Source organism: Crenobacter sp. CS_VA4, assembly GCF_055597485.1.
On the sequence record NZ_JBVMAE010000002.1, the window covers coordinates 302794 to 320208 of the forward strand.

The window sequence follows — 17415 nt, forward strand, 5'->3', positions numbered from 1 at the left end:
ATGCGCAAAACCCTTATTGCGGCCAGTCTGATGGCCGCAGTCGCCGGTAGCAGCTTTGCCGCTGCACCGGCGGTATCGCAGGCCCGCATCGACGCCATCGTGCGTTCGCTGCAAGCGCAGGGCCAGCAAGTCACCCCGGAACAGCGCGAAATGGTGCGCAACCAGTTGGTGACCGCCGAACTGCTGAAGCAGGACGCCGAGAAGAAAGGCCTCGACAAGACGCCGGAATTCCGCGCCGAGCTGGAAAACATGCAGTCCATGGCGCTCGCCAACCAGGCGATCCGCGACTTCCAGCGCCGTAACCCGGTGACCGACGCGCAGCTGAAGGCCGAGTACGACCATCTGGTCGCACAGATGCCGGCGAAGAAGAGCTACCACGCCCGCCACATCCTGGTGAAAACCGAGGCGGAAGCGAAGGCGGTGATCGACGCACTGCGCAAGGGCAAGTCGTTCGACCAGCTGGCCCGCGAGAAATCGCTCGACCCGGGCAGCAAAGCCAACGGCGGCGACCTGGGCTGGGCCGATGCGGCCAACTTCGTCGGCCCGTTCGGCGACGCGCTGACCAAGCTGTCCAAGGGCCAGGTGACCTCGACCCCGGTGAAGACCGAGTTCGGCTGGCACGTGATCAAGCTGGACGACGTCCGCACCGAGAGCGCCCCGCCACTCGAGGCGCTGAAGCCGCAGCTGCAACAGAAGATCGGCCAGGAGCGGGTCGAGCAGTACATCAACGACCTGAAGGCCAAGGCCGGCGTGAAGTAAACGACCGACTGGCCATGAAAAAGGGCGATGCTTGCATCGCCCTTTTTTCTTGCCCGCGGCTCGGTCGGCCACTCACTCCTCATCATCGTCCTCGCCGGCACCCTGCCAGGATGGCGTCCGCTTGGCGAGGAACGCCGCCACGCCTTCGCGCTGCTCGTCCTGGCCGAACAGGCGCAGGAACGCCGCCTTCTCGAGCGCCAGTTGCTCGTCGAGCGCACGCAACGGACTTGCCTCGATCAGCTTGCCGGCCTCGCCGACCGCGGCCGGCCCCTGCGCCGTCACCTTGTTGGCCAGGCTCACCGCGACAATCTTGGCGAAGCCCGAGTCGACCACCTCCTCCACCAGGCCGATCGCCAGTGCCTTGTCGGCGCCGATGGTTTCGCCGCCGAGCACGATACGCTTGGCCCAGGCCACGCCGACTTTGTCGGTCAACGCTTTGGTACCGCCGGCACAGGGCACCAGCCCCACTCGCGCTTCGGGCAGGCCCAGTTTGGCGCCGCGCTCGGCCACCATATAGTCGCAGGACAACGCCCACTCCAGCCCGCCGCCCAGCGCATAGCCGTTGATCGCCGCCACCGTCACACCGTGAAACTGGCGAACCGCCCGGAAGGCGTTGGCGAACGCGTCGGCGACTTCCGCGGCAATCGCCGCATCGCCGTTGGCGAACTGCTTCAGGTCGGCGCCGGCCGAGAAATAACCCTCGCCCGCACCGGTCATCACTACCGAACGGATGCTCGGATCGCGGTCGAGTGTGCTCATCTCGGCGAGCAGCTCCTGCAACGCCGGCAAGGACCACAGATTGGCCGGCGGGTTGTTCAGCGTGATGATGGCCGTGTGGCCTAGTTTTTCTACTACCAGATATTTCGCCATTACGGCTCTCCACAATTGTCAGACGCTCAGGGGCTGCCCAATAGCGAGGCAGTCCGGCCGTAAAGCTGTGCCACCACCAGAAACGCCACCAGTTCCAGTCAAAATCAAGACAGCAAGAAAAGCCACCTTTATTCATGCCATTAACGCAGGAAGCGGCTCTTCGGACGACATCCCGGCGAAAAATGGATGCCGTCACCTGCTCTGATCGCATTTCTCATACTATAAACTGCTAGAAAAAAATGATTACATCAAGTCTGACAAATGGGCAATTTCTCGCTCCCTGCGGGAAACCGGGCCGGCTCTGCTAAAATCGGCCGTCTGCCTCTGCCTTGCCCTCGCTGTCCGCCATGCTTGAAACCAGCCTGTTTGCCCTGTTTGTCGTCGGTCTTCTCGGCGGCGGTCACTGCCTTGGCATGTGCGGCGGGCTGGTGACGGCGTTCACCCTGCATCTGCCCGCCGGTGCCCGCCGGGCGCCGTTCCTGCTCGGCTATAACGTTGGCCGAATCGGCAGCTACTCCCTGATCGGCGCGCTGCTCGGCGGCTTGAGCGGCGCCGGGCTGACGCTGCTCGCCACCCGGCCATTCCAGTGGGCGCTGTACTTCGTCGCCAACCTGATGCTGATCGGCATGGGGCTGTACCTGGCCGGACTGTCGAGCTCGGTGACGCGGATCGAGGCGCTCGGCCGGCCGCTGTGGCGGGTGCTGCAGCCCAGGCTCGCCCGGCTGCTGCCGGTACGTTCGCCGGCGCAGTCGGTCGCGGTCGGCGCCTTGTGGGGCTGGCTGCCCTGTGGTCTGGTCTACAGCGCCAGCATCTCCGCTCTAGCCGCCGGCAACGCGTCGGGTGGCGCGCTGACGATGCTGGCGTTCGGTCTAGGTACCCTGCCCAACCTGCTGTTGATGGGCGCGTTCGCCGACGCGCTGCGCACGCTGATGCAAAAACGGCCAGTCCGCCTGCTGGCGGGACTGGCCGTGACCGCGATCGGCCTTTACAGGTTGGCCGAACCGCTCTGGACTGGTGCGCTGTTTATTTGAACGAGGCGAGGATGGTCGTGACGTTGTAACGGAACATCGTCAGATAGGTGGCCGCCGGACCGTTGGCCGGCGACAACGCGTCAGAATATAGCTTGCCGCCGATCTTCACGCCGGCTTCGTTCGACAGCTGCTTGAGCAGGCGCGGGTCGGTCATATTCTCGAAGAACACCGCCTTCACTTTTTCCTTCTTCACCTGACGGATCAGCGTGGCGACGCCCTTGGCCGACGCCTCGGTGTCGGTGCTGACACCCTGCGGTGCCAGGAAGCGCACCTGATAGCGGTCGCCGAGGTAGCCGAACGCGTCGTGCGAGGTCAGCACCTTGCGCTGCGCCACCGGCACCGCGGCGAACTGCTGCTGTGCCCAGCCGTCGAGTTCACGCAGCTGCTTGGTGTAGCTGGCGGCACGCGCCTGGTAGTAGCCGGCACCAGCCGGGTCGGCCTTGGCAAGGCCGGCCGCTATGTTCTTCACATAGGTCTGCACCCGCACCGGATCCTGGAAGGCGTGCGGGTCGATGCTGCCGTGATCGTCGTGGCCTTCTTCCTCGTCGGCCTTGCGCGGCTTGACGCCCTGGGTCGCCTCGACCATCACGCCCTTGAAGTTGGCCGAACGGCTCAGCCGGTTGATCCAGCCTTCGAAGCCCAGGCCATTGGCCACGAACACCTTGGCCGCGGCGACCTTCTTGGCGTCCGACGGCGTCGGCTGGAACACGTGCGCGTCCTGGTTCGGCCCGACCAGCGAGCTGACCTCGACCCGCTCGCCACCGACCTGGCGGGTCAGATCGGCGACGATGCTGAAGCTTGCCACCACCGGCATCGGCGCGGCCCAGATCGAACCGGACAGGCCAAGCGCCAGGCCGGCCAACAGCAGTTTTTTCACTTTATTACCCCCCTCAACCTTCAAGATGACGCGTCCGCACGTAGCGAGGCACCGCCCCCCCTACCGAACCGAACAGCAAGGAAAATAGATACACCAGCCCGGCCAGCAGAATGATCGCCGGGCCGGACGGCAGTTCGAAGTGATAGGACAGCAGCAGCCCGCCGACGCCGCTGCCGAATGCCACGCCGATCGAGGTGCCGAGCATGCCGCCGACCGAGCTGGCCCACAGCCGCGCCGAGATCGCCGGCAGCATCATCAGGCCGACCGCCATCAACGTGCCGAGCGCCTGGAAGCCGGCGACCAGATTGAGCACCACCAGCATCAGGAACAGCATGTGCCAGAAGCCGCCGCGGCTGCCGACCGCGCGCAGGAACACCGGGTCGAGGCTCTCGAGCAGCAGCGGCCGGTAGATCACCGCCAGCGCCAACAGCGTCACCGACGCCACCGAGGCGACCAGGATCAGCGCCGGCTGGTCGACCGCCAGCACCGAACCGAACAGGATGTGCATCAGGTCGACGTTGCTGCCCGATTTCGACACCAGCAGCACGCCGAGCGCCAAGGACAACAGGTAGAACGCCGCGAAGCTGGCGTCTTCCTTCAGGCTGGTGAAGCGGGTGGCGAGGCCCGCCATCAGTGCCACCAGCACGCCGGCGACGAAGCCGCCCAGGCTCATCGCCGGCAGGCTCAGGCCGGCGAGCAGGAAGCCCACCGCCGCGCCGGGCAGCACCGCGTGGCTCATCGCGTCGCCCATCAGGCTCATCCGGCGCATCACCAGGAACAGGCCGATCGGCCCGCTGCCGAGCGCCAGCGCCAGGCAGCCGGCCAGCGCGCGGCGCATGAAGGCGAAGTCGGCGAACGGCGCGACCACCAGGTCGTACAGGGACAGGGAACTGGCCAATAGCATCAGGCAGCCTCCCCGTCGACGCGGCACACTGGCGCGTGTTCCTGCCAGTGCGCGGCTCGGTTGACCGCGCGCAGCAGGTTGTCGTCGGTCAGCACCTCCTCGGTCTTGCCCCAGGCGACGATCTCGCGTGCCATCAGCAAGGTCTGCGAGAAATAGGCGCGCACCTGTTCATAGTCGTGCAGCACCGCGATCACGGTGCGCTTCTCGTCGCGCCAGCGCCGCACCAGCTCTAGCAGGTCGTAGGTGGTCTTGGCGTCGACCGCGTTGAACGGCTCGTCGAGCAGGATCAGCCGGGCGTCCTGCACCACGATGCGGGCGAACAGCACGCGCTGAAACTGGCCGCTCGACAGCGCCGAGATCGGCCGGTGCTGGAATTCGGCTAAGCCCACCTGTTCGAGCGCCGCACAAACCCGCTCGTGGCCGCTTCGGCCAACCCGGCCGAACGGGCCGGTGTGGTGCCACAGCCCGGTCGATACCAGGTCGATCACGCTCACCGGCAGGCTGCGGTCGATTTCCGACTGCTGCGGCAGGTAGGCGATGTCGCGGCGGGCGAAGCCGTTCAGGTGCACCTTGCCGTGATCGGGCTTGAGCGCGCCGATCATCGCCTTGAGCAAGGTACTCTTGCCGGCGCCGTTCGGGCCGAAGATCGCGGTGGCCTCACCCTCGGCGAACTGGCCGCTGGCGTGGTGTACCGCCGGGTGGCGTTGGTAGGAAACGGTGATGTTGTCGAGAGCGATGCTCATACGCTACCCTCCAGTGCCCAGCCGACCACGGCCCACAGGCTGGTCAGCACCAGCACCGCCAGGAGCAGGCGCTGCCAGACGGCCATCGCCAGCAGGCTCGGAGAAAATTCAGAAAGCTTCATCGGTATAAAAAGTCAGGATTCCAGACAGGCGGTCAGCGTCGCCTCGATCGCGTCGGCGTCGATATCGCGAGCGATCAGCTCGAAGCGGCTGTCGCGCCGCCACGCCACTTGCGACGCGCCCCACTGGCCGTCGACCCAGTTGAGCCACACCCAGCTGTCGAGCACGCGGAACACCCCCTTGGCGCGCACCAGCGACGGCACCTGTTTGGGCAGCGCGTCGAAGAAACGGGTCAGCCGGGCGCCGTCGAAGTTGCGGCCGGCGTCGAAGGTCCAGCCCTGCGACTGCCAGTCGCTGGCCGCTTCGGTCGGCGCGGCCGGGCGGTAGCGGGCCTTTTCGGCCAACGGCAGATCCAGCCAGGCGACGTCGACCGCGCCGTTGACCACCTCGGCGACCAGCGTCTTGGCCGGAAACAGCCCGGCCGACAGGCGTTGGAACTCGGCCATCGTCTCGACGTCGGCGAGATCGGTCTTGTTCGCCACCAGCACGTCGGCGATGCTGACCTGGTCGCGGTACAACGGCTGGCGGTTGTAGTCGGCGTTGATAAACTGGCGCGGATCGACCACGGTCAGCACCACGCCGACTTCCAGCGCGTCGCCGAGCGGCTTTTCGCGCAACTCATCGATCACGCTGGCGGCGTGCGCGAGGCCGCTCGCCTCGATCAGCAGCCGGTCGGGGCGCTCGCGGCGCAGCAGCGTCGCCACGGTCACCGTCATCTGCGGACCGGCCACGCAACACAGGCAGCCGCCGGCGATCTCGGCCACCGGCAGCGTGCCGTCGTCGATCGCCGCCGCGTCGATGCCGACCTCGCCGAATTCATTGACGATCACCGCCCATTTCTCGTGGGCCGGGCGCTGTGCCAGCAAGGCCTTCAGCGCGGTGCTCTTGCCCACACCGAGAAAGCCGGAAAACAGGTTGACGAGCGTCTTCTTCATGCCTGGCAGCTCCGGCAGGTACCGGTCAGCACCAGGTTCTGGGCTCGCGGCGTGAAGCCCACGGCGCTCATCGCGTCGGTCAGCGAAGCCAGGCAGCCGGTGGCATCCAGCTCCTCGACCCCACCGCAGCGCTCGCAGACTAGGATCAGCCCGTCGTGCGGGCAATCGAAATGGTGACAAAGGATGAAGCCGTTCAGCGCCTCGACCTTATGCAGCAGGCCCTGCTCCACCAGAAAGTCGAGCGCACGGTACACCGTCGGCGGCGCAGCCACACCGCGTTGGCGCTGCAGGTCGGCCAGTACCTGATACGCCTTGACCACGCCGGGATGCTCGAGCACCAGCTCCAGCACCTGCTGGCGCAGCTCGGTCAGGCGGCAGCCACGCGACTCGCAATGCCGGCGCGCGGCCTCGAGATAAGCGGTCTTGTCCATGTGTGCGCAATTAAGGGAGTGTTCGAACAGATGCAATGTTACTGTATAACATCGTAAATTAACAAGCATTAACATTTCTCACACATTCAGCCAAATAAGGCTGTGTTAATCTTCGCCAACTCAAGCTTCATGACAATAGGGAGAAAACCCCGATGAAAAAATGGCTATTGTTCGCGCTGACCGCCCTGTTTACCAGCCAGGCCTTTGCCGCTGACCCGATCGTCGAGCGCAAGGAAGTGTTCAAGCAGTACAAGCAGACCGTCGGCGAGATGGGCAAGGTCGTTAAGGGGCAGACCCCTTATAACAAGGACGAATTCGCCAAACTCGCCGCCCACCTCGACATGCTGTCGCAGCAACCATGGCAGTACTTCCCGGCCGGCAGCGACAAGGGCAAGACCGACGCCCGCCCGGAGATCTGGACCAAGCCGGCCGAGTTTCAGAAAGACATCGACAGCCACAAGGCCGAGACCGCCAAACTGAAGCAGGTCGCCAACGACGGTGACCTGAACGCGATCAAGGCCCAGTTCGGCGCAGTGCAGAAAACCTGTAAGGCCTGCCACGACAGCTTCCGCCAGGACTGACCCTTGCCCGCCTTCATCACGGCCCTGCCTTAGTGCAGGGCCGAACTTTTTGGTGCGCATGAGCTCAGACCCGCAGACCGGGCAAGCCGGAGCGCACCAAGAACCTGACCACTCCCTACCTGCAAGCTCATAATATGCTCGGAACCAAGCCCGGCATTTCCCAACAACCTATCCCGAATCCAGATCATGAAACGCTTCCTCGTCTGCTGTACCCTGCTGGCCGCCAGCGCGACGGCCTTCGCCAGCCCCTACCAGGATCGCGTCAGCGCGTTCAAGACCATGCTGCGTACCTTCGAACCGATGGGCGTGGTGGTGCGCGGCCGTGACCCGTACCGCCCGGATCAGTTCCAGAAGAATGCCGAGGCGCTGAAGACGCTGTCGCGCGCCCCGTTCGAGCACTTTCCGCCGAACAGCGTCGAGGGCAAGAGCCGCGCCAAGCCGGAAATCTGGACCGAGCCGGCCAAGTTCAACGCCGACAAGCAGGATTTCTTCACCAAGGTCGACGCCTTGGCCGTCGCCTCGCAAAGCCACCAGCTGGCCGACGCGAAGCGCGCCTACAGCGCCGTGGCGCAAAGCTGCAAGGCCTGTCACGACAGCTTCCGCGGCCCGGAACAGTAAGCCCCCTCTCTTCAGTCGCATGAGCATCACGCTCGCCGCGGATGACCTATGCCTGACCCAGTCTGCGGTGAGCCGCCAGGTGCAGTCGCTCGAGGAGGCGCTCGGCGTCAAGCTGCTGGTGCGTGGACATCGTTCTATCTCGTTCACCGCCGAAGGCGAGCGCCTGTTTCGAAGCGCAGACAGCGCCGTGCAGCAGTTGCAGGACGTCATCGGTGCCATCAGCGTCACCGGTGGCCGCCGACCGGTGACCATTACCGCCAGCATCGGCGTGACCGGGCTTTGGCTGCTGCCCCGTCTTGGGCGGTTTCAACAGCACCACCCCGGCATCGACGTGCGTGTCGCCGCCAACAACCGGCTTGTCGACCTCAAGAGCGTAGGCATCGACCTGGCGATCCGGTATTGCCACCAGTCTGCCGCGCCGGAAGGCGCCACCCGGCTCTTCGGCGAGACCGTCGCGCCCGTCGCCCACCCATCCCTCGGCGTGAAGTCCCTCGACTCGGCCCGGGACCTCGCCGAACAGTTCCTGCTGGAGTTCGACGACCCGCGCCGCCCCTGGCTGCAATGGAACGACTGGTTGAGCGCCATCGGTTGGGGGCACATCAAGCCGAAAGGAATTCTGCGGTTCAATCAGTACGATCAGGTCATCCAGGCCGCGGTCGCCGGTCAGGGGATTGCGCTCGGACGGCTCGAGCTGATCGGTCCGATGCTTGCCGATAGCCGGCTCGCCGTGCTGTCGACGCCGCAGCAAGGCCCCGAGACGGCCTACGCCTACTGGATGATCCAGGCCGACGCGGACCCGCGTGAGGGCGTGGGGCACGTGATCGACTGGATCAGGGCGGAAGCGCAGCAGGAAACCTTGTCGCATGCACAAGGCGCATCCCAGGAAGGCTGAAATCTCGTTTGAGAGCTTGCCTGCGTTCGCTTGTAATACAGGGACATCGACGCTTCCTCGCCGGAAGCTGAGAACCGGGCCGTCGCGCGTGACCGCACCGACGGAATGCGACGACCCGACGAACCGCACGCTCCACTTCCGGAGGATTCATGTCTTCACCTCTTCTGCTCGAGCCGCACCATCGGGGACGCCTTTTTCTTGGCGACGAGTTACCGGATCAGCCTCTCACGGCGCCGACACGGCGCTACGCCCCCTCCGCCCCGCAGCTGCCGTCCGTCGTCGCCGGGCTCGGCTACCTGAAGCCCGGCAGCGAGCGCCCGTATAACTACATGTACGAGCCACCGCACGGGGAACCATGGCAGAACTGCGAGTACGACATTCGTGCCATGCGCATCCGCGACGCGCGCAGCCTCACCTCACGGCTGTCGGTGCATAGGGAGGGATTCGAACTCTGGGACGCGCCATCGGCGGTGACCGACTTGCTCGACGAAGCCGCCATCCGCAACGTCTACTACCACGAGGCGGCCGAACTCGCGCTGGCCGTCACCGGGGCGAAGCAGGCGTATATGTTCGATCACCTGGTCCGCTAGCGCGAACCCGGCCGCCCTGCGCTCACCTTCGGCCGACACGGCGACGGCAGCCAGCCGGCTGCCTCCGGGCGGATCCACAACGACTACACGGAAGAATCGGGCCGTAAGCGACTGACACTGACCCTGCAGGATCCAGACGCGGTCGTCGCCGTTAAGCGCTACAGCATCGTCAACATCTGGCGCTCGATCAGGGGGCCGATCCTGGACACGCCGCTCGCCGTCTGCGATGCCCGCACGGTGTCGGCCGCCGACCTGGTGACGGGCGAGGTGCGCTACCCGACGCGCACCGGCGAGATCTACCTCGCGCTGCCTGCGCCGTGGCACCAGTGGTTCTACTTCGGCGAGATGGACCGTCACGAAGCGCTGATCTTCAAGCAGTACGACTCGCAGCTCAGCGGAGTGGCCCGATACACCCCGCACGCCGCCTTCGATCTTCCGGCCATACCGCCGGGCGCTCCGTTGCGCGAGAGTATCGAGACCCGCTGTCTCGTCGTGTACGAGTGAGCCCCCAGGCGCGCCCGCTGATGAGGTGCGGCGCGCGCCGATAACACGAGCGGGAGACAGCAAGATGGAAGAAGCCTTGACGCACGCCGCCCACACCGGCGGCGAGATCGAGTTCTGGTTCGAGTTCGGCAGCAACTACAGCTACCTCAGTGTGATGCGGATCGAGGACGCCGCGGCCCGGCACGGCGTGAAGCTGGTCTGGAAGCCGTTCCTGCTCGGCCCGATCTTCAAGGCCTTCGGCTGGGGCAGCTCGCCGTTCGTGCAGCAGAAGGCAAAAGGCGAATACATGTGGACGGACATGGCGCGACAGTGCCGCAAATACGATCTGCCGTGGACCCGACCGACCATGTTCCCGCGGCTCGCCTTGTTGCCGATGCGGGTTGCCCTACTTGGCGCCGAACAGTCGTGGATGGGCGAGTACTGCAAGCGGATCATGCTCTTGAACTTCGCCGCCGACCAGGACATCGACTCGCCGGAGGCGGTAGCCGAAGAGCTCATTGGGCTCGGCCTGCTCGCCGCACAGCTCATCGCCGACGTGCAGGCCGAGCCGAACAAGCTTAGCCTGCGGGAACAGACCGAACCGGCCAAGGCGCGCGGCGTCTTTGGGGCGCCGACGTTCTTTGTCCGCAACGAGATGTTCTGGGGCAACGACAGGCTTGGCGACGCACTCGCATTCGCGGCCGAGCAGGCTCGACCATGACGCCGCGCCCTGCCCGCGCACCCGGAGGGGCCGTCTAGGCTCGGCACCGCGGCGAGCCTTACATTCGCCCACCGTCGGTCTGGATGGTTCGACCGGAGATCCAGCGTGCCTCATCCGACGCCAGGAACGCGACCACGTTCGCCACATCGGCCGGCTCGGCAAGCCTGCCGAGCGGCGTCAGCAGGGTCTCATCCTGAAGGTGACCGGTCGGAATGCCAGCGGTCATGTCGGTGCGGGTGATCGCCGGAGCGACGGCGTTGACGGTAATCTGGCGCGCGCCGAGTTCCAGCGCGAAGCCGTGCGTCAGCGCGCTGACCGCCGCCTTGCTCGCCGAGTACACGGCGGTGCCGCCACCGGGCCGGTAGATCAGGCTGCTCGACACATTGACGATGCTGCCGCCGCTGGCGGGAAAGTGCGGCAACGCCACTTGTGTGACCGTGATCACGCTCCAGGTGTTGACGCGCAGCTGTTCGTCGAAAAACTCGCGCTCGATCGTGCCGACCGGCTGCGCGCCGAAGATACCGGCATTGTTGACCAGCACGTCGATCCGGCCGAAGGTCTTGACCACGTCGGCGACGGCCAGCTTGACGGCTCCCTCGTCCGACACGTCGGCCTGGAACACGGCGGCACGACCGCCGGCACTCTCGATAGCCCGAACCACCTCGTCAGCCGCAGCTCGGTTGTTCTGGTAGACGATGGCGACGCTAGCGCCTTCGCTGGCGAGCTTGATCGCCGTCGCCCTGCCGATGCCGCGTGACCCGCCGGTGACCAGTGCAATCTTGTTCTTCAGCTTCATCGTGACTCCTTTCCCCTAACGTTGTGTCATGCGACCGTGCGTCGCGCTGAACACAAGATAGGGGGAACGGATCGGCCACGGAAGCCTCAACACTGGCCATGCGGCGTTCCATTTCTGGAACGCCACGCTAGTCGAGGGTACGGAAACGCGCCTCGAGGAAGGCCAGCAGCGCGTGCACGGCCGAGGTCTGGCCGTGACGGCTGGGGTACATCGCATAGGCGGTCGTCTCGGTCGACGGGTACCGGTCCAGCACGGTGCGCAAGCTGCCATCGGCGAGGCAAGCCTCGCAGGCCCGCAGCGGCAGCTGGATCAGCCCGGCGCCGCGCGCGGCCGCTTCGCGCAAGGCGGTGATGCTGTCGGTGACGAAACGGGGGTGCGGTTCGTAACGGATCGTCTGGCCGTCTGCGCCGTCGAACAGCCAGGGGCGAACCGCGTCGAGTCGGCCCTGGCCGAGGGTGGGATACGCGTTCAACTCGTCGATCTCGCCCGGCTCACCCAGCCGATCGATCAGGCTCGGGCTGGCAAGCACCGCCATCCGTGTGCGCCCGATCGGCCGGGCCACCACATCGGCCGAGGCCAGCGGTGACGCCGAGAAGCGGATCGCCACGTCGACCCGCTCGGCCAGCAGATCGACGTAGCGGTTCGACAGGTCGAGCGCGACCCTGACCTTGGGGTACTGCTCGATGAATTCGGCCAGCCACGCCGCCAACGTATCGCCCATCAGCCGCGAGGCGCTGATACGGACCAGCCCGCTCGGTTCGGCCAAGGTTTCGCCGACCGCCGCCACCACCGCCTCGGCCTCGTCGGCGATGGTGCGGGCGTGGCGATAGACGTTCTCGCCGATCGCGGTCACGCTGAAGCGGTGCGCCGAGCGATGAATCAGCCGTACGCCCAGCCGCGTTTCGAGCGCGGCGATGCGACGGCTCAGCCGGGACTTGGGAATCCCGGTCTGGCGTTCCGCCGCGGAAAACCCGCCGGCTTCTACCACCCGCGCGAACAGATACAGATCGTTGAGTTCTTCCATGCCCCTCTTTGCCCTGCTTTGCCCAACCCGTCATGCACCGCCTGCAAACGACACGCGGCCAATGTTGGCCGAACCGGATCAGACGCGGGTCAGCAGCAGATAGACACCACCGGCGGACAGCAGCGCCATCAGCACCGCTAGGACCGGCGAGGCAAAGCGCAGGCGCGGCGCGGCGGCTCCGAGCGGTTTGCGGCCGGTCAGCATCGCGCCGACCAGGTTCTGCCGCTTCACCAGCTTGTAGACCACGATCGCCAACAGGTGCAGGCCGACCAGACCAAGCAGCAGGTTGAACGACAGCTTGTGCCAGCCGGTCACCGTCTCGGCGAGGCCGCTGTCGATCCGTGCTGCCAGCGGGCCGTCGTACAGGTAACTGTCGACATCGGCGGCGAACAGGCCGGTGCCTACCTGGAACAGCAGCACCGCCAGCAGCGCCAGCACCATCAAGGCGCCTAAGGGGTTGTGGCCCGGCTGTTCGTGCTCGGGCAGCTCACCCTTCAGATAGCGTGCGATCGTGCCCGGACCGCGCACGAAGCGGGCAAAGCGCGCCGTGTCGCTGCCGACCACACCCCACAACAGCCGGAACAGCAACAGCCCGGCGATGCCGATGCCGCACCAGATGTGATACTGCAGCAGGTCGCCGCCCTGTTTGCCGCTGTACCACATGCCGGCAAAGCCGGCGACCAGCAACCAGTGGAACAGCCGCGTCGGCGCGTCCCAGACCCGTACCCCCTGCGTCATCCTGAATATCCTTTTTCCAAAAATCGCCCGACCACCCCGCCAGTGGAGCCATCGAGCTGTCGAGCACCCGCGGTCAGACCCAGCGGCAACCCGGCCGTTCCGATGAAAGCGGAAATTATACGGTATCGCCCCGCCCGACCGGCGCACTGCCCGGCAGCCAGCCGGGTAGACCTATGCCTAGGGCAAGCCCCTTGCCCCACCCAACATTCCATCCGTATACTGGATCCAAGCCTTACCCGGCCACAGCTCGGCATGGACTCCAGTTGCCGCTACCCGCGCCCCGTCCTGCCGTGCTGCCATAGACTGTCTCCTTGTCCTGCCGTGCCACCCGCCGTCAGGCGGGGCCGGCCGGGTCAAGCAGGTCATGCCCGCCCGCCGTGGAGCAGGAGTCCAATCTCGCCACCGCACGAAAGCCACCATGACAACCAATGCGCCGCTGACACTCGATCAGCCGAGCCATCCCGGGGAAAACTCCACCGCACGCATCGCGCTCGCCAGCTTCATCGGCACCGCCATCGAGTATTACGATTTCTACGTCTTCGCCACCGCCGCCGCGCTGGTGATCGGGCCGACCTTCTTCCCGAAGGGCTCGGAAACCGTCCAGATGCTCAGTGCCTTCCTGACCTTCGGCATCGCCTTCCTTGCCCGACCGATCGGCTCGGCGCTGTTCGGCCACTTCGGCGATAGGGTCGGCCGAAAGTCCACGCTGGTCGCGTCGCTGTTGGTGATGGGCATTTCGACCGTGCTGATCGGCCTGCTGCCCGGCTACGCCAGCATCGGCATGGCCGCGCCGGTGCTGCTCTGCGTTCTGCGCTTCGGCCAGGGGATCGGCCTCGGCGGTGAATGGGGCGGCGCCGCGCTGTTGGCCACCGAAAACGCCCCGCCCGGCAAACGCGCCTGGTTCGGCATGTTTCCGCAGCTTGGCCCCTCGGTAGGCTTTCTGGTCGCCAACGGCCTGTTCTTCGGCCTGGCGATGACGCTCAGCGACGAGCAGTTCAAGAGCTGGGGCTGGCGGATTCCGTTCCTCGTTAGCGCCCTGCTCGTCATCGTCGGCCTGTACGTCCGGCTGAAACTGACCGAGACCCCGGTGTTCGCCAAGGCGATGCACGATACTCCGCCGGTCAAGCTGCCGCTGGTCGAGACGCTGACCCATTACTGGCGACCGGCACTGCTCGGCACGCTGTCTATGGTGGTGTGCTACGCGCTGTTCTACATCTCGACGGTGTTCTCGCTCAGCTACGGCACCAGCGCGATGGGTTACTCGCGCCAGCAGTTCCTCGGTCTTCTGTGCTTCGCGGTGCTGTTCATGGCGCTGGGCACGCCGTTGTCGGCCTGGGCCTGCGACCGCTGGGGCCGCAAGCCGGTGCTGCTGCTCGGCACCCTGCTGGCCGCGCTGTCCGGCTTCAGATGGCGCCGCTGCTCGGCAGCCACTCGGTCGGCGCCGTCACGCTGTTCCTGGTGATCGAGCTGTTCCTGATGGGCTTCACCTTCGGCCCGATGGGCGCGCTGCTGCCGGAGATCTTCCCGACCCGGGTGCGTTATACCGGCGCATCGATCGCCTACAACCTGGGCGGCATCCTCGGCGCCTCGGTCGCCCCGTACGCCGCGCAGTTGCTGGTCGCCCGCGGCGGCCTCGGTTGGGTCGGCGGCTACGTCACCGTCGCCGCGCTGCTGAGCTTCGTCGCCGTGCTCGGCTTGCGCGAAACCCGCGACGACAGCCTCACCGCCGATCACTGAATCCCTGCCGGCCGAAGCGGCGCGTTGACCCGCCCACTTCGGCCAACCCCTCCCCCTCTAGTCCTGCCCGCGCTTCTTTTCAAATAAATTAAAAACAATTCTCATTCCGTTGCTTTTTTGCCAATCGCAATGGCATTTCAATCCATTTAATAGCAGTGATTCTCATTTGCATATAGAATGGCGCCGGTCTTGCCCGGGCGGGAAGCACGATTGGCCCAGGGCAAGCACCTGACTTGCTGCCGATAACTACAACCGACTTACCTGTCAAACATGAACCCGATCAGACCAGCTCCCGCCACCCTTCGTACCCTCCCCCTAGCCCTACTCGCCGCCTTCGCTACCGCCCAAGCCTTCGCCACCGATAACAGCGCCACCCTCGACAATGTCGTGGTGTCGGCGGGTGCCGCCAAGCCCAGCCAGATCAGCGAGCTGCCCGGCGTCGCCTGGGTGATTAGCAACGAAGAAATTCAAGAACAGACCAAGGGCGGTGTACCGCTGAAGGAAGCGCTCGGCAACCTGATTCCTGGCCTCGACCTGGGTGGCCAGGGCCGCACCAACAACGGCCAGAACATGCGTGGCCGCAGTGTGCTGGTGATGATCGACGGTGTGTCGCTGGTCAACAGCATCCGCGGCATCAGTCGCCAGTTCGACTCGATCGACCCGTTCAACATCGAACGCATCGAGGTGATTTCCGGGGCCAACGCGCTGTACGGCGCCGGCGCCACCGGCGGCATCATCAACATCATCACCAAGCGTGGCGAAGCCGGTCCGGCCCGCTTCACCACCGAAGCGGGCGTGCGCACCGGCCTCAACGCCGGCGACGATGCCGACTGGCGCCTGGCCCAGTCAGTCAGTGGCGGCAACGACTGGGTCAACGGCCGTCTGGCGCTCGCCTACCAGAAGAACGGCGGCGCCTACGACGCCAGTGGCAAGCAGATCTTCACCGACATTACCCAGACCGACCTTCAGTACAACCAGTCGTACGACCTGCTGGGCAGCCTCGACTTCAATCTGTCGCGCGGTCAGAAACTGCGTCTGACGATGCAGGCCTACGACTCGGGTTATCAAGGCAACCGCAGCCTGTACCTCGGCAAGAATCTGAGCGGTGTATTCCCGGTTAAAACCGCCAACACTAGCCAACTGGAGATGCGTGACGGCTTCAGCTCGGACATCACCCCGAGCACCAAGCGCTACATGGGCCAGTTCGACTACTTCCTGCCGGACGTGCTGGGTGGCCAGGACGTCTACGTGCAGGGTTACGCCCGCCAGGAGAAACTGGACTTCTACCCGTTCCCGCAGACCTCGGGCACCAGTACCTCGCAGCAGAACACCAACGTCTACGGCATCAAGACCGTCTTGACCAAGGATTGGGCCAACGCCTTCAGCCTGAGCTACGGCCTCGACCTCGCCCACGAAGAGCTCGACTCCAATCAGGTCTTTTTCGACAACAAGGCGATCAATGACAGCGGTGGCCTGGTGTTCCGCCGCGCCTTCGAAACCGGTCGTTACCCAGGCATTCAGACCGATACCATCGCAGGATTCGTCCAAGGCAAATGGCGTTTGACCGACAAGCTGAGCCTCGACTTCGGCCTGCGCCAGCAGCACATCAAGAATAAGGTCGACGACTTCGTCGACGCCAAACAACAGCTTCAAATTGCCAACGGCAAACTCAAATCGGCCGATGCGGTACCCGGTGGCACCAAGAGCTATAACGTCACCCTGCCGAACCTGGGCGTCGTCTACAAACTGATGCCGGGCAGCCAGGTATGGGCCAACTACTCGGAAGGCTTTGAGCTGCCCGATCCGGCCAAATTCTACGGTCAGGGTATCTATGGCAAGCCAGTAGCCGGACACGCACCACTGATTCAGAGCGTTGATGTCGTCAGCTCACCGCTGGACGGCATCAAGACCCGCCAGGTTGAGCTAGGCTGGCGCTTCGGCCGTAACGGCTGGCAAATCCAAGCGGCACCGTTTTACACCTGGCAGGACAAGGCCATCGATTTCGTCAGCAAAACACTGTTGATTCGAGTCCTCAACCAAAAAGTGCGCACCTATGGCCTGGAAGGCCAAGTCGCCTATACCTTCAACGACAACTGGCAAGTTGGCAGCAACTTCCTCGCCATCAAGTCCGAGCAGCAGGATGCCGACGGCAAGTGGGGCAAGCAGGCGGTCACCTCGGCCAGCCCGTCCAAGGCCACCCTGTTTACCGACTGGACGGCCAACAATACCTCGCTGCGCCTGCAAGGCAACCACGAGTTCAACTTGAGCGACAGGGATGGGAACCAACTGCACGGTTACACCACGTTCGACTTGCTCGGCAGCCAGAAACTGCCGGTCGGCACGCTGAGCTTCGGCATCCAGAACCTGTTCAACAAGCAGTACGACACCATCTGGGGACAACGTGCACAGGTCTTCTACAAGGGCGCGGTTCCCCCGCAAGTCCTCGACTTCCAAGGCCGTGGCCGCACCTACGGTGTGACCTACAGCGTCGACTATTAAGACCTCTCCTGGGTATCTCAGGCACAAAAAACCCGCCGGCTCTGCCGGCGGGTTTTCTTTATCCTG

The 17415-nt window shown here is 65.0% G+C and carries 19 protein-coding genes and 1 pseudogene; 10 read left to right on the forward strand and 10 right to left on the reverse strand.

Annotated features, from left to right (window positions below):
- Nucleotides 1-759 carry a peptidylprolyl isomerase gene (locus ACZ2IA_RS03265; protein ID WP_470291136.1) on the forward strand — a complete coding sequence of 253 codons (759 nt, stop codon included), beginning with the start codon at nucleotides 1-3 and terminating at the stop codon, nucleotides 757-759.
- 72 nt (nucleotides 760-831) lie between these two features.
- Here ACZ2IA_RS03265 and ACZ2IA_RS03270 read toward each other — a convergent pair whose 3' ends face one another.
- Nucleotides 832-1629 (reverse strand): enoyl-CoA hydratase, encoded by a 798-nt coding sequence (locus ACZ2IA_RS03270; protein WP_470291137.1) that lies wholly within the window; start codon nucleotides 1627-1629, stop codon nucleotides 832-834.
- A 347-nt stretch (nucleotides 1630-1976) separates the two neighbouring features.
- On the opposite strand from ACZ2IA_RS03270, the gene ACZ2IA_RS03275 reads away from it, so the two are divergent.
- A complete protein-coding gene (locus ACZ2IA_RS03275) occupies nucleotides 1977-2660 on the forward strand; it encodes a sulfite exporter TauE/SafE family protein (protein WP_470291138.1) in 684 nt (227 codons plus the stop codon).
- Here ACZ2IA_RS03275 and ACZ2IA_RS03280 read toward each other — a convergent pair.
- Genes ACZ2IA_RS03280 through ACZ2IA_RS03305 form a run of 6 tightly spaced genes read right to left on the reverse strand, consistent with a single transcriptional unit; the run spans nucleotide 2653 to nucleotide 6670 of the window.
- On the reverse strand, nucleotides 2653-3537 hold the full coding sequence (locus ACZ2IA_RS03280; RefSeq protein WP_470291139.1) for a metal ABC transporter substrate-binding protein: 885 nt from the start codon (nucleotides 3535-3537) through the stop codon (nucleotides 2653-2655). The two genes, ACZ2IA_RS03275 and ACZ2IA_RS03280, sit on opposite strands and share 8 nt — an antisense overlap.
- Nucleotides 3538-3550: 13 nt before the next feature.
- On the reverse strand, nucleotides 3551-4423 hold the full coding sequence (locus ACZ2IA_RS03285) for a metal ABC transporter permease (RefSeq protein ID WP_470291167.1): 873 nt from the start codon (nucleotides 4421-4423) through the stop codon (nucleotides 3551-3553).
- Between the two features lie 17 nt (nucleotides 4424-4440).
- The gene (locus ACZ2IA_RS03290) at nucleotides 4441-5184 is read right to left on the reverse strand and encodes a metal ABC transporter ATP-binding protein (RefSeq protein ID WP_470291140.1); all 744 of its coding nucleotides are present in this window, start codon (nucleotides 5182-5184) and stop codon (nucleotides 4441-4443) included.
- On the reverse strand, nucleotides 5181-5306 hold the full coding sequence (locus ACZ2IA_RS03295; protein ID WP_470291141.1) for a hypothetical protein: 126 nt from the start codon (nucleotides 5304-5306) through the stop codon (nucleotides 5181-5183). The genes ACZ2IA_RS03290 and ACZ2IA_RS03295 overlap by 4 nt, the downstream gene beginning before the upstream one ends.
- Before the next feature lie 12 nt (nucleotides 5307-5318).
- A complete protein-coding gene (locus tag ACZ2IA_RS03300) occupies nucleotides 5319-6248 on the reverse strand; it encodes a CobW family GTP-binding protein (protein WP_470291168.1) in 930 nt (309 codons plus the stop codon).
- Entirely contained in the window at nucleotides 6236-6670 is a 435-nt protein-coding gene (locus ACZ2IA_RS03305; protein ID WP_470291142.1) for a transcriptional repressor, read from the reverse strand. Before ACZ2IA_RS03305 ends, ACZ2IA_RS03300 begins: the two co-directional genes overlap by 13 nt.
- A 152-nt stretch (nucleotides 6671-6822) precedes the next feature.
- On the opposite strand from ACZ2IA_RS03305, the gene ACZ2IA_RS03310 reads away from it, so the two are divergent.
- The 5 genes and pseudogenes from ACZ2IA_RS03310 (at nucleotide 6823) to ACZ2IA_RS03330 (ending at nucleotide 10555) form a co-directional block, all read left to right on the forward strand.
- On the forward strand, nucleotides 6823-7251 hold the full coding sequence (locus ACZ2IA_RS03310; RefSeq protein ID WP_470291143.1) for a c-type cytochrome: 429 nt from the start codon (nucleotides 6823-6825) through the stop codon (nucleotides 7249-7251).
- Nucleotides 7252-7437: 186 nt separating this feature from the next.
- Nucleotides 7438-7869: a c-type cytochrome gene (locus ACZ2IA_RS03315; RefSeq protein ID WP_470291144.1), complete on the forward strand. Its 432-nt coding sequence runs from the start codon at nucleotides 7438-7440 to the stop codon at nucleotides 7867-7869.
- Between the two features lie 19 nt (nucleotides 7870-7888).
- Nucleotides 7889-8761 carry a LysR substrate-binding domain-containing protein gene (locus ACZ2IA_RS03320; RefSeq protein WP_470291145.1) on the forward strand — a complete coding sequence of 291 codons (873 nt, stop codon included), beginning with the start codon at nucleotides 7889-7891 and terminating at the stop codon, nucleotides 8759-8761.
- A 149-nt stretch (nucleotides 8762-8910) separates the two neighbouring features.
- Nucleotides 8911-9855: pseudogene (locus tag ACZ2IA_RS03325) on the forward strand (CmcJ/NvfI family oxidoreductase).
- 64 nt (nucleotides 9856-9919) lie between these two features.
- Nucleotides 9920-10555 (forward strand): 2-hydroxychromene-2-carboxylate isomerase, encoded by a 636-nt coding sequence (locus tag ACZ2IA_RS03330; protein WP_470291146.1) that lies wholly within the window; start codon nucleotides 9920-9922, stop codon nucleotides 10553-10555.
- A gap of 58 nt (nucleotides 10556-10613) precedes the next feature.
- Here the strand turns inward: ACZ2IA_RS03330 and ACZ2IA_RS03335 are convergent, their stop codons facing one another.
- From ACZ2IA_RS03335 to ACZ2IA_RS03345, 3 genes are all read right to left on the reverse strand, one after another.
- Nucleotides 10614-11351, reverse strand: a complete 738-nt coding sequence (locus tag ACZ2IA_RS03335) for an SDR family NAD(P)-dependent oxidoreductase (protein WP_470291147.1) — start codon at nucleotides 11349-11351, stop codon at nucleotides 10614-10616.
- Between the two features lie 127 nt (nucleotides 11352-11478).
- Entirely contained in the window at nucleotides 11479-12375 is an 897-nt protein-coding gene (locus ACZ2IA_RS03340) for a LysR substrate-binding domain-containing protein (RefSeq protein ID WP_470291148.1), read from the reverse strand.
- 78 nt (nucleotides 12376-12453) lie between these two features.
- Nucleotides 12454-13113 (reverse strand): cytochrome b/b6 domain-containing protein, encoded by a 660-nt coding sequence (locus ACZ2IA_RS03345; protein ID WP_470291149.1) that lies wholly within the window; start codon nucleotides 13111-13113, stop codon nucleotides 12454-12456.
- Between the two features lie 418 nt (nucleotides 13114-13531).
- Between ACZ2IA_RS03345 and ACZ2IA_RS03350 the strand changes: the two genes are divergently transcribed.
- The 3 genes from ACZ2IA_RS03350 (at nucleotide 13532) to ACZ2IA_RS03360 (ending at nucleotide 17349) form a co-directional block, all read left to right on the forward strand.
- Nucleotides 13532-14575 carry an MFS transporter gene (locus tag ACZ2IA_RS03350; RefSeq protein WP_470291150.1) on the forward strand — a complete coding sequence of 348 codons (1044 nt, stop codon included), beginning with the start codon at nucleotides 13532-13534 and terminating at the stop codon, nucleotides 14573-14575.
- Nucleotides 14521-14850 (forward strand): MFS transporter, encoded by a 330-nt coding sequence (locus ACZ2IA_RS03355; RefSeq protein WP_470291151.1) that lies wholly within the window; start codon nucleotides 14521-14523, stop codon nucleotides 14848-14850. The genes ACZ2IA_RS03350 and ACZ2IA_RS03355 overlap by 55 nt, the downstream gene beginning before the upstream one ends.
- 270 nt (nucleotides 14851-15120) lie before the next feature.
- Entirely contained in the window at nucleotides 15121-17349 is a 2229-nt protein-coding gene (locus ACZ2IA_RS03360; RefSeq protein WP_470291152.1) for a TonB-dependent receptor, read from the forward strand.
- Nucleotides 17350-17415: the final 66 nt, after the last annotated feature.

Excerpts from the sequence above, each read along its gene's own strand:
- ACZ2IA_RS03265 (WP_470291136.1), top strand. The coding sequence starts at position 1 with ATGCGCAAAACCCTTATTGCGGCCAGTCTGATGGCCGCAGTCGCCGGT.
- ACZ2IA_RS03355 (WP_470291151.1), top strand. The coding sequence starts at position 14,521 with ATGGCGCCGCTGCTCGGCAGCCACTCGGTCGGCGCCGTCACGCTGTTC.
- ACZ2IA_RS03315 (WP_470291144.1), top strand. The coding sequence starts at position 7,438 with ATGAAACGCTTCCTCGTCTGCTGTACCCTGCTGGCCGCCAGCGCGACG.
- ACZ2IA_RS03295 (WP_470291141.1), bottom strand. The coding sequence starts at position 5,306 with ATGAAGCTTTCTGAATTTTCTCCGAGCCTGCTGGCGATGGCCGTCTGG.
- ACZ2IA_RS03340 (WP_470291148.1), bottom strand. The coding sequence starts at position 12,375 with ATGGAAGAACTCAACGATCTGTATCTGTTCGCGCGGGTGGTAGAAGCC.
- ACZ2IA_RS03320 (WP_470291145.1), top strand. The coding sequence starts at position 7,889 with ATGAGCATCACGCTCGCCGCGGATGACCTATGCCTGACCCAGTCTGCG.
- ACZ2IA_RS03270 (WP_470291137.1), bottom strand. The coding sequence starts at position 1,629 with ATGGCGAAATATCTGGTAGTAGAAAAACTAGGCCACACGGCCATCATC.
- ACZ2IA_RS03350 (WP_470291150.1), top strand. The coding sequence starts at position 13,532 with ATGACAACCAATGCGCCGCTGACACTCGATCAGCCGAGCCATCCCGGG.
- ACZ2IA_RS03275 (WP_470291138.1), top strand. The coding sequence starts at position 1,977 with ATGCTTGAAACCAGCCTGTTTGCCCTGTTTGTCGTCGGTCTTCTCGGC.
- ACZ2IA_RS03335 (WP_470291147.1), bottom strand. The coding sequence starts at position 11,351 with ATGAAGCTGAAGAACAAGATTGCACTGGTCACCGGCGGGTCACGCGGC.
- ACZ2IA_RS03305 (WP_470291142.1), bottom strand. The coding sequence starts at position 6,670 with ATGGACAAGACCGCTTATCTCGAGGCCGCGCGCCGGCATTGCGAGTCG.
- ACZ2IA_RS03330 (WP_470291146.1), top strand. The coding sequence starts at position 9,920 with ATGGAAGAAGCCTTGACGCACGCCGCCCACACCGGCGGCGAGATCGAG.
- ACZ2IA_RS03345 (WP_470291149.1), bottom strand. The coding sequence starts at position 13,113 with ATGACGCAGGGGGTACGGGTCTGGGACGCGCCGACGCGGCTGTTCCAC.
- ACZ2IA_RS03290 (WP_470291140.1), bottom strand. The coding sequence starts at position 5,184 with ATGAGCATCGCTCTCGACAACATCACCGTTTCCTACCAACGCCACCCG.
- ACZ2IA_RS03360 (WP_470291152.1), top strand. The coding sequence starts at position 15,121 with ATGAACCCGATCAGACCAGCTCCCGCCACCCTTCGTACCCTCCCCCTA.
- ACZ2IA_RS03310 (WP_470291143.1), top strand. The coding sequence starts at position 6,823 with ATGAAAAAATGGCTATTGTTCGCGCTGACCGCCCTGTTTACCAGCCAG.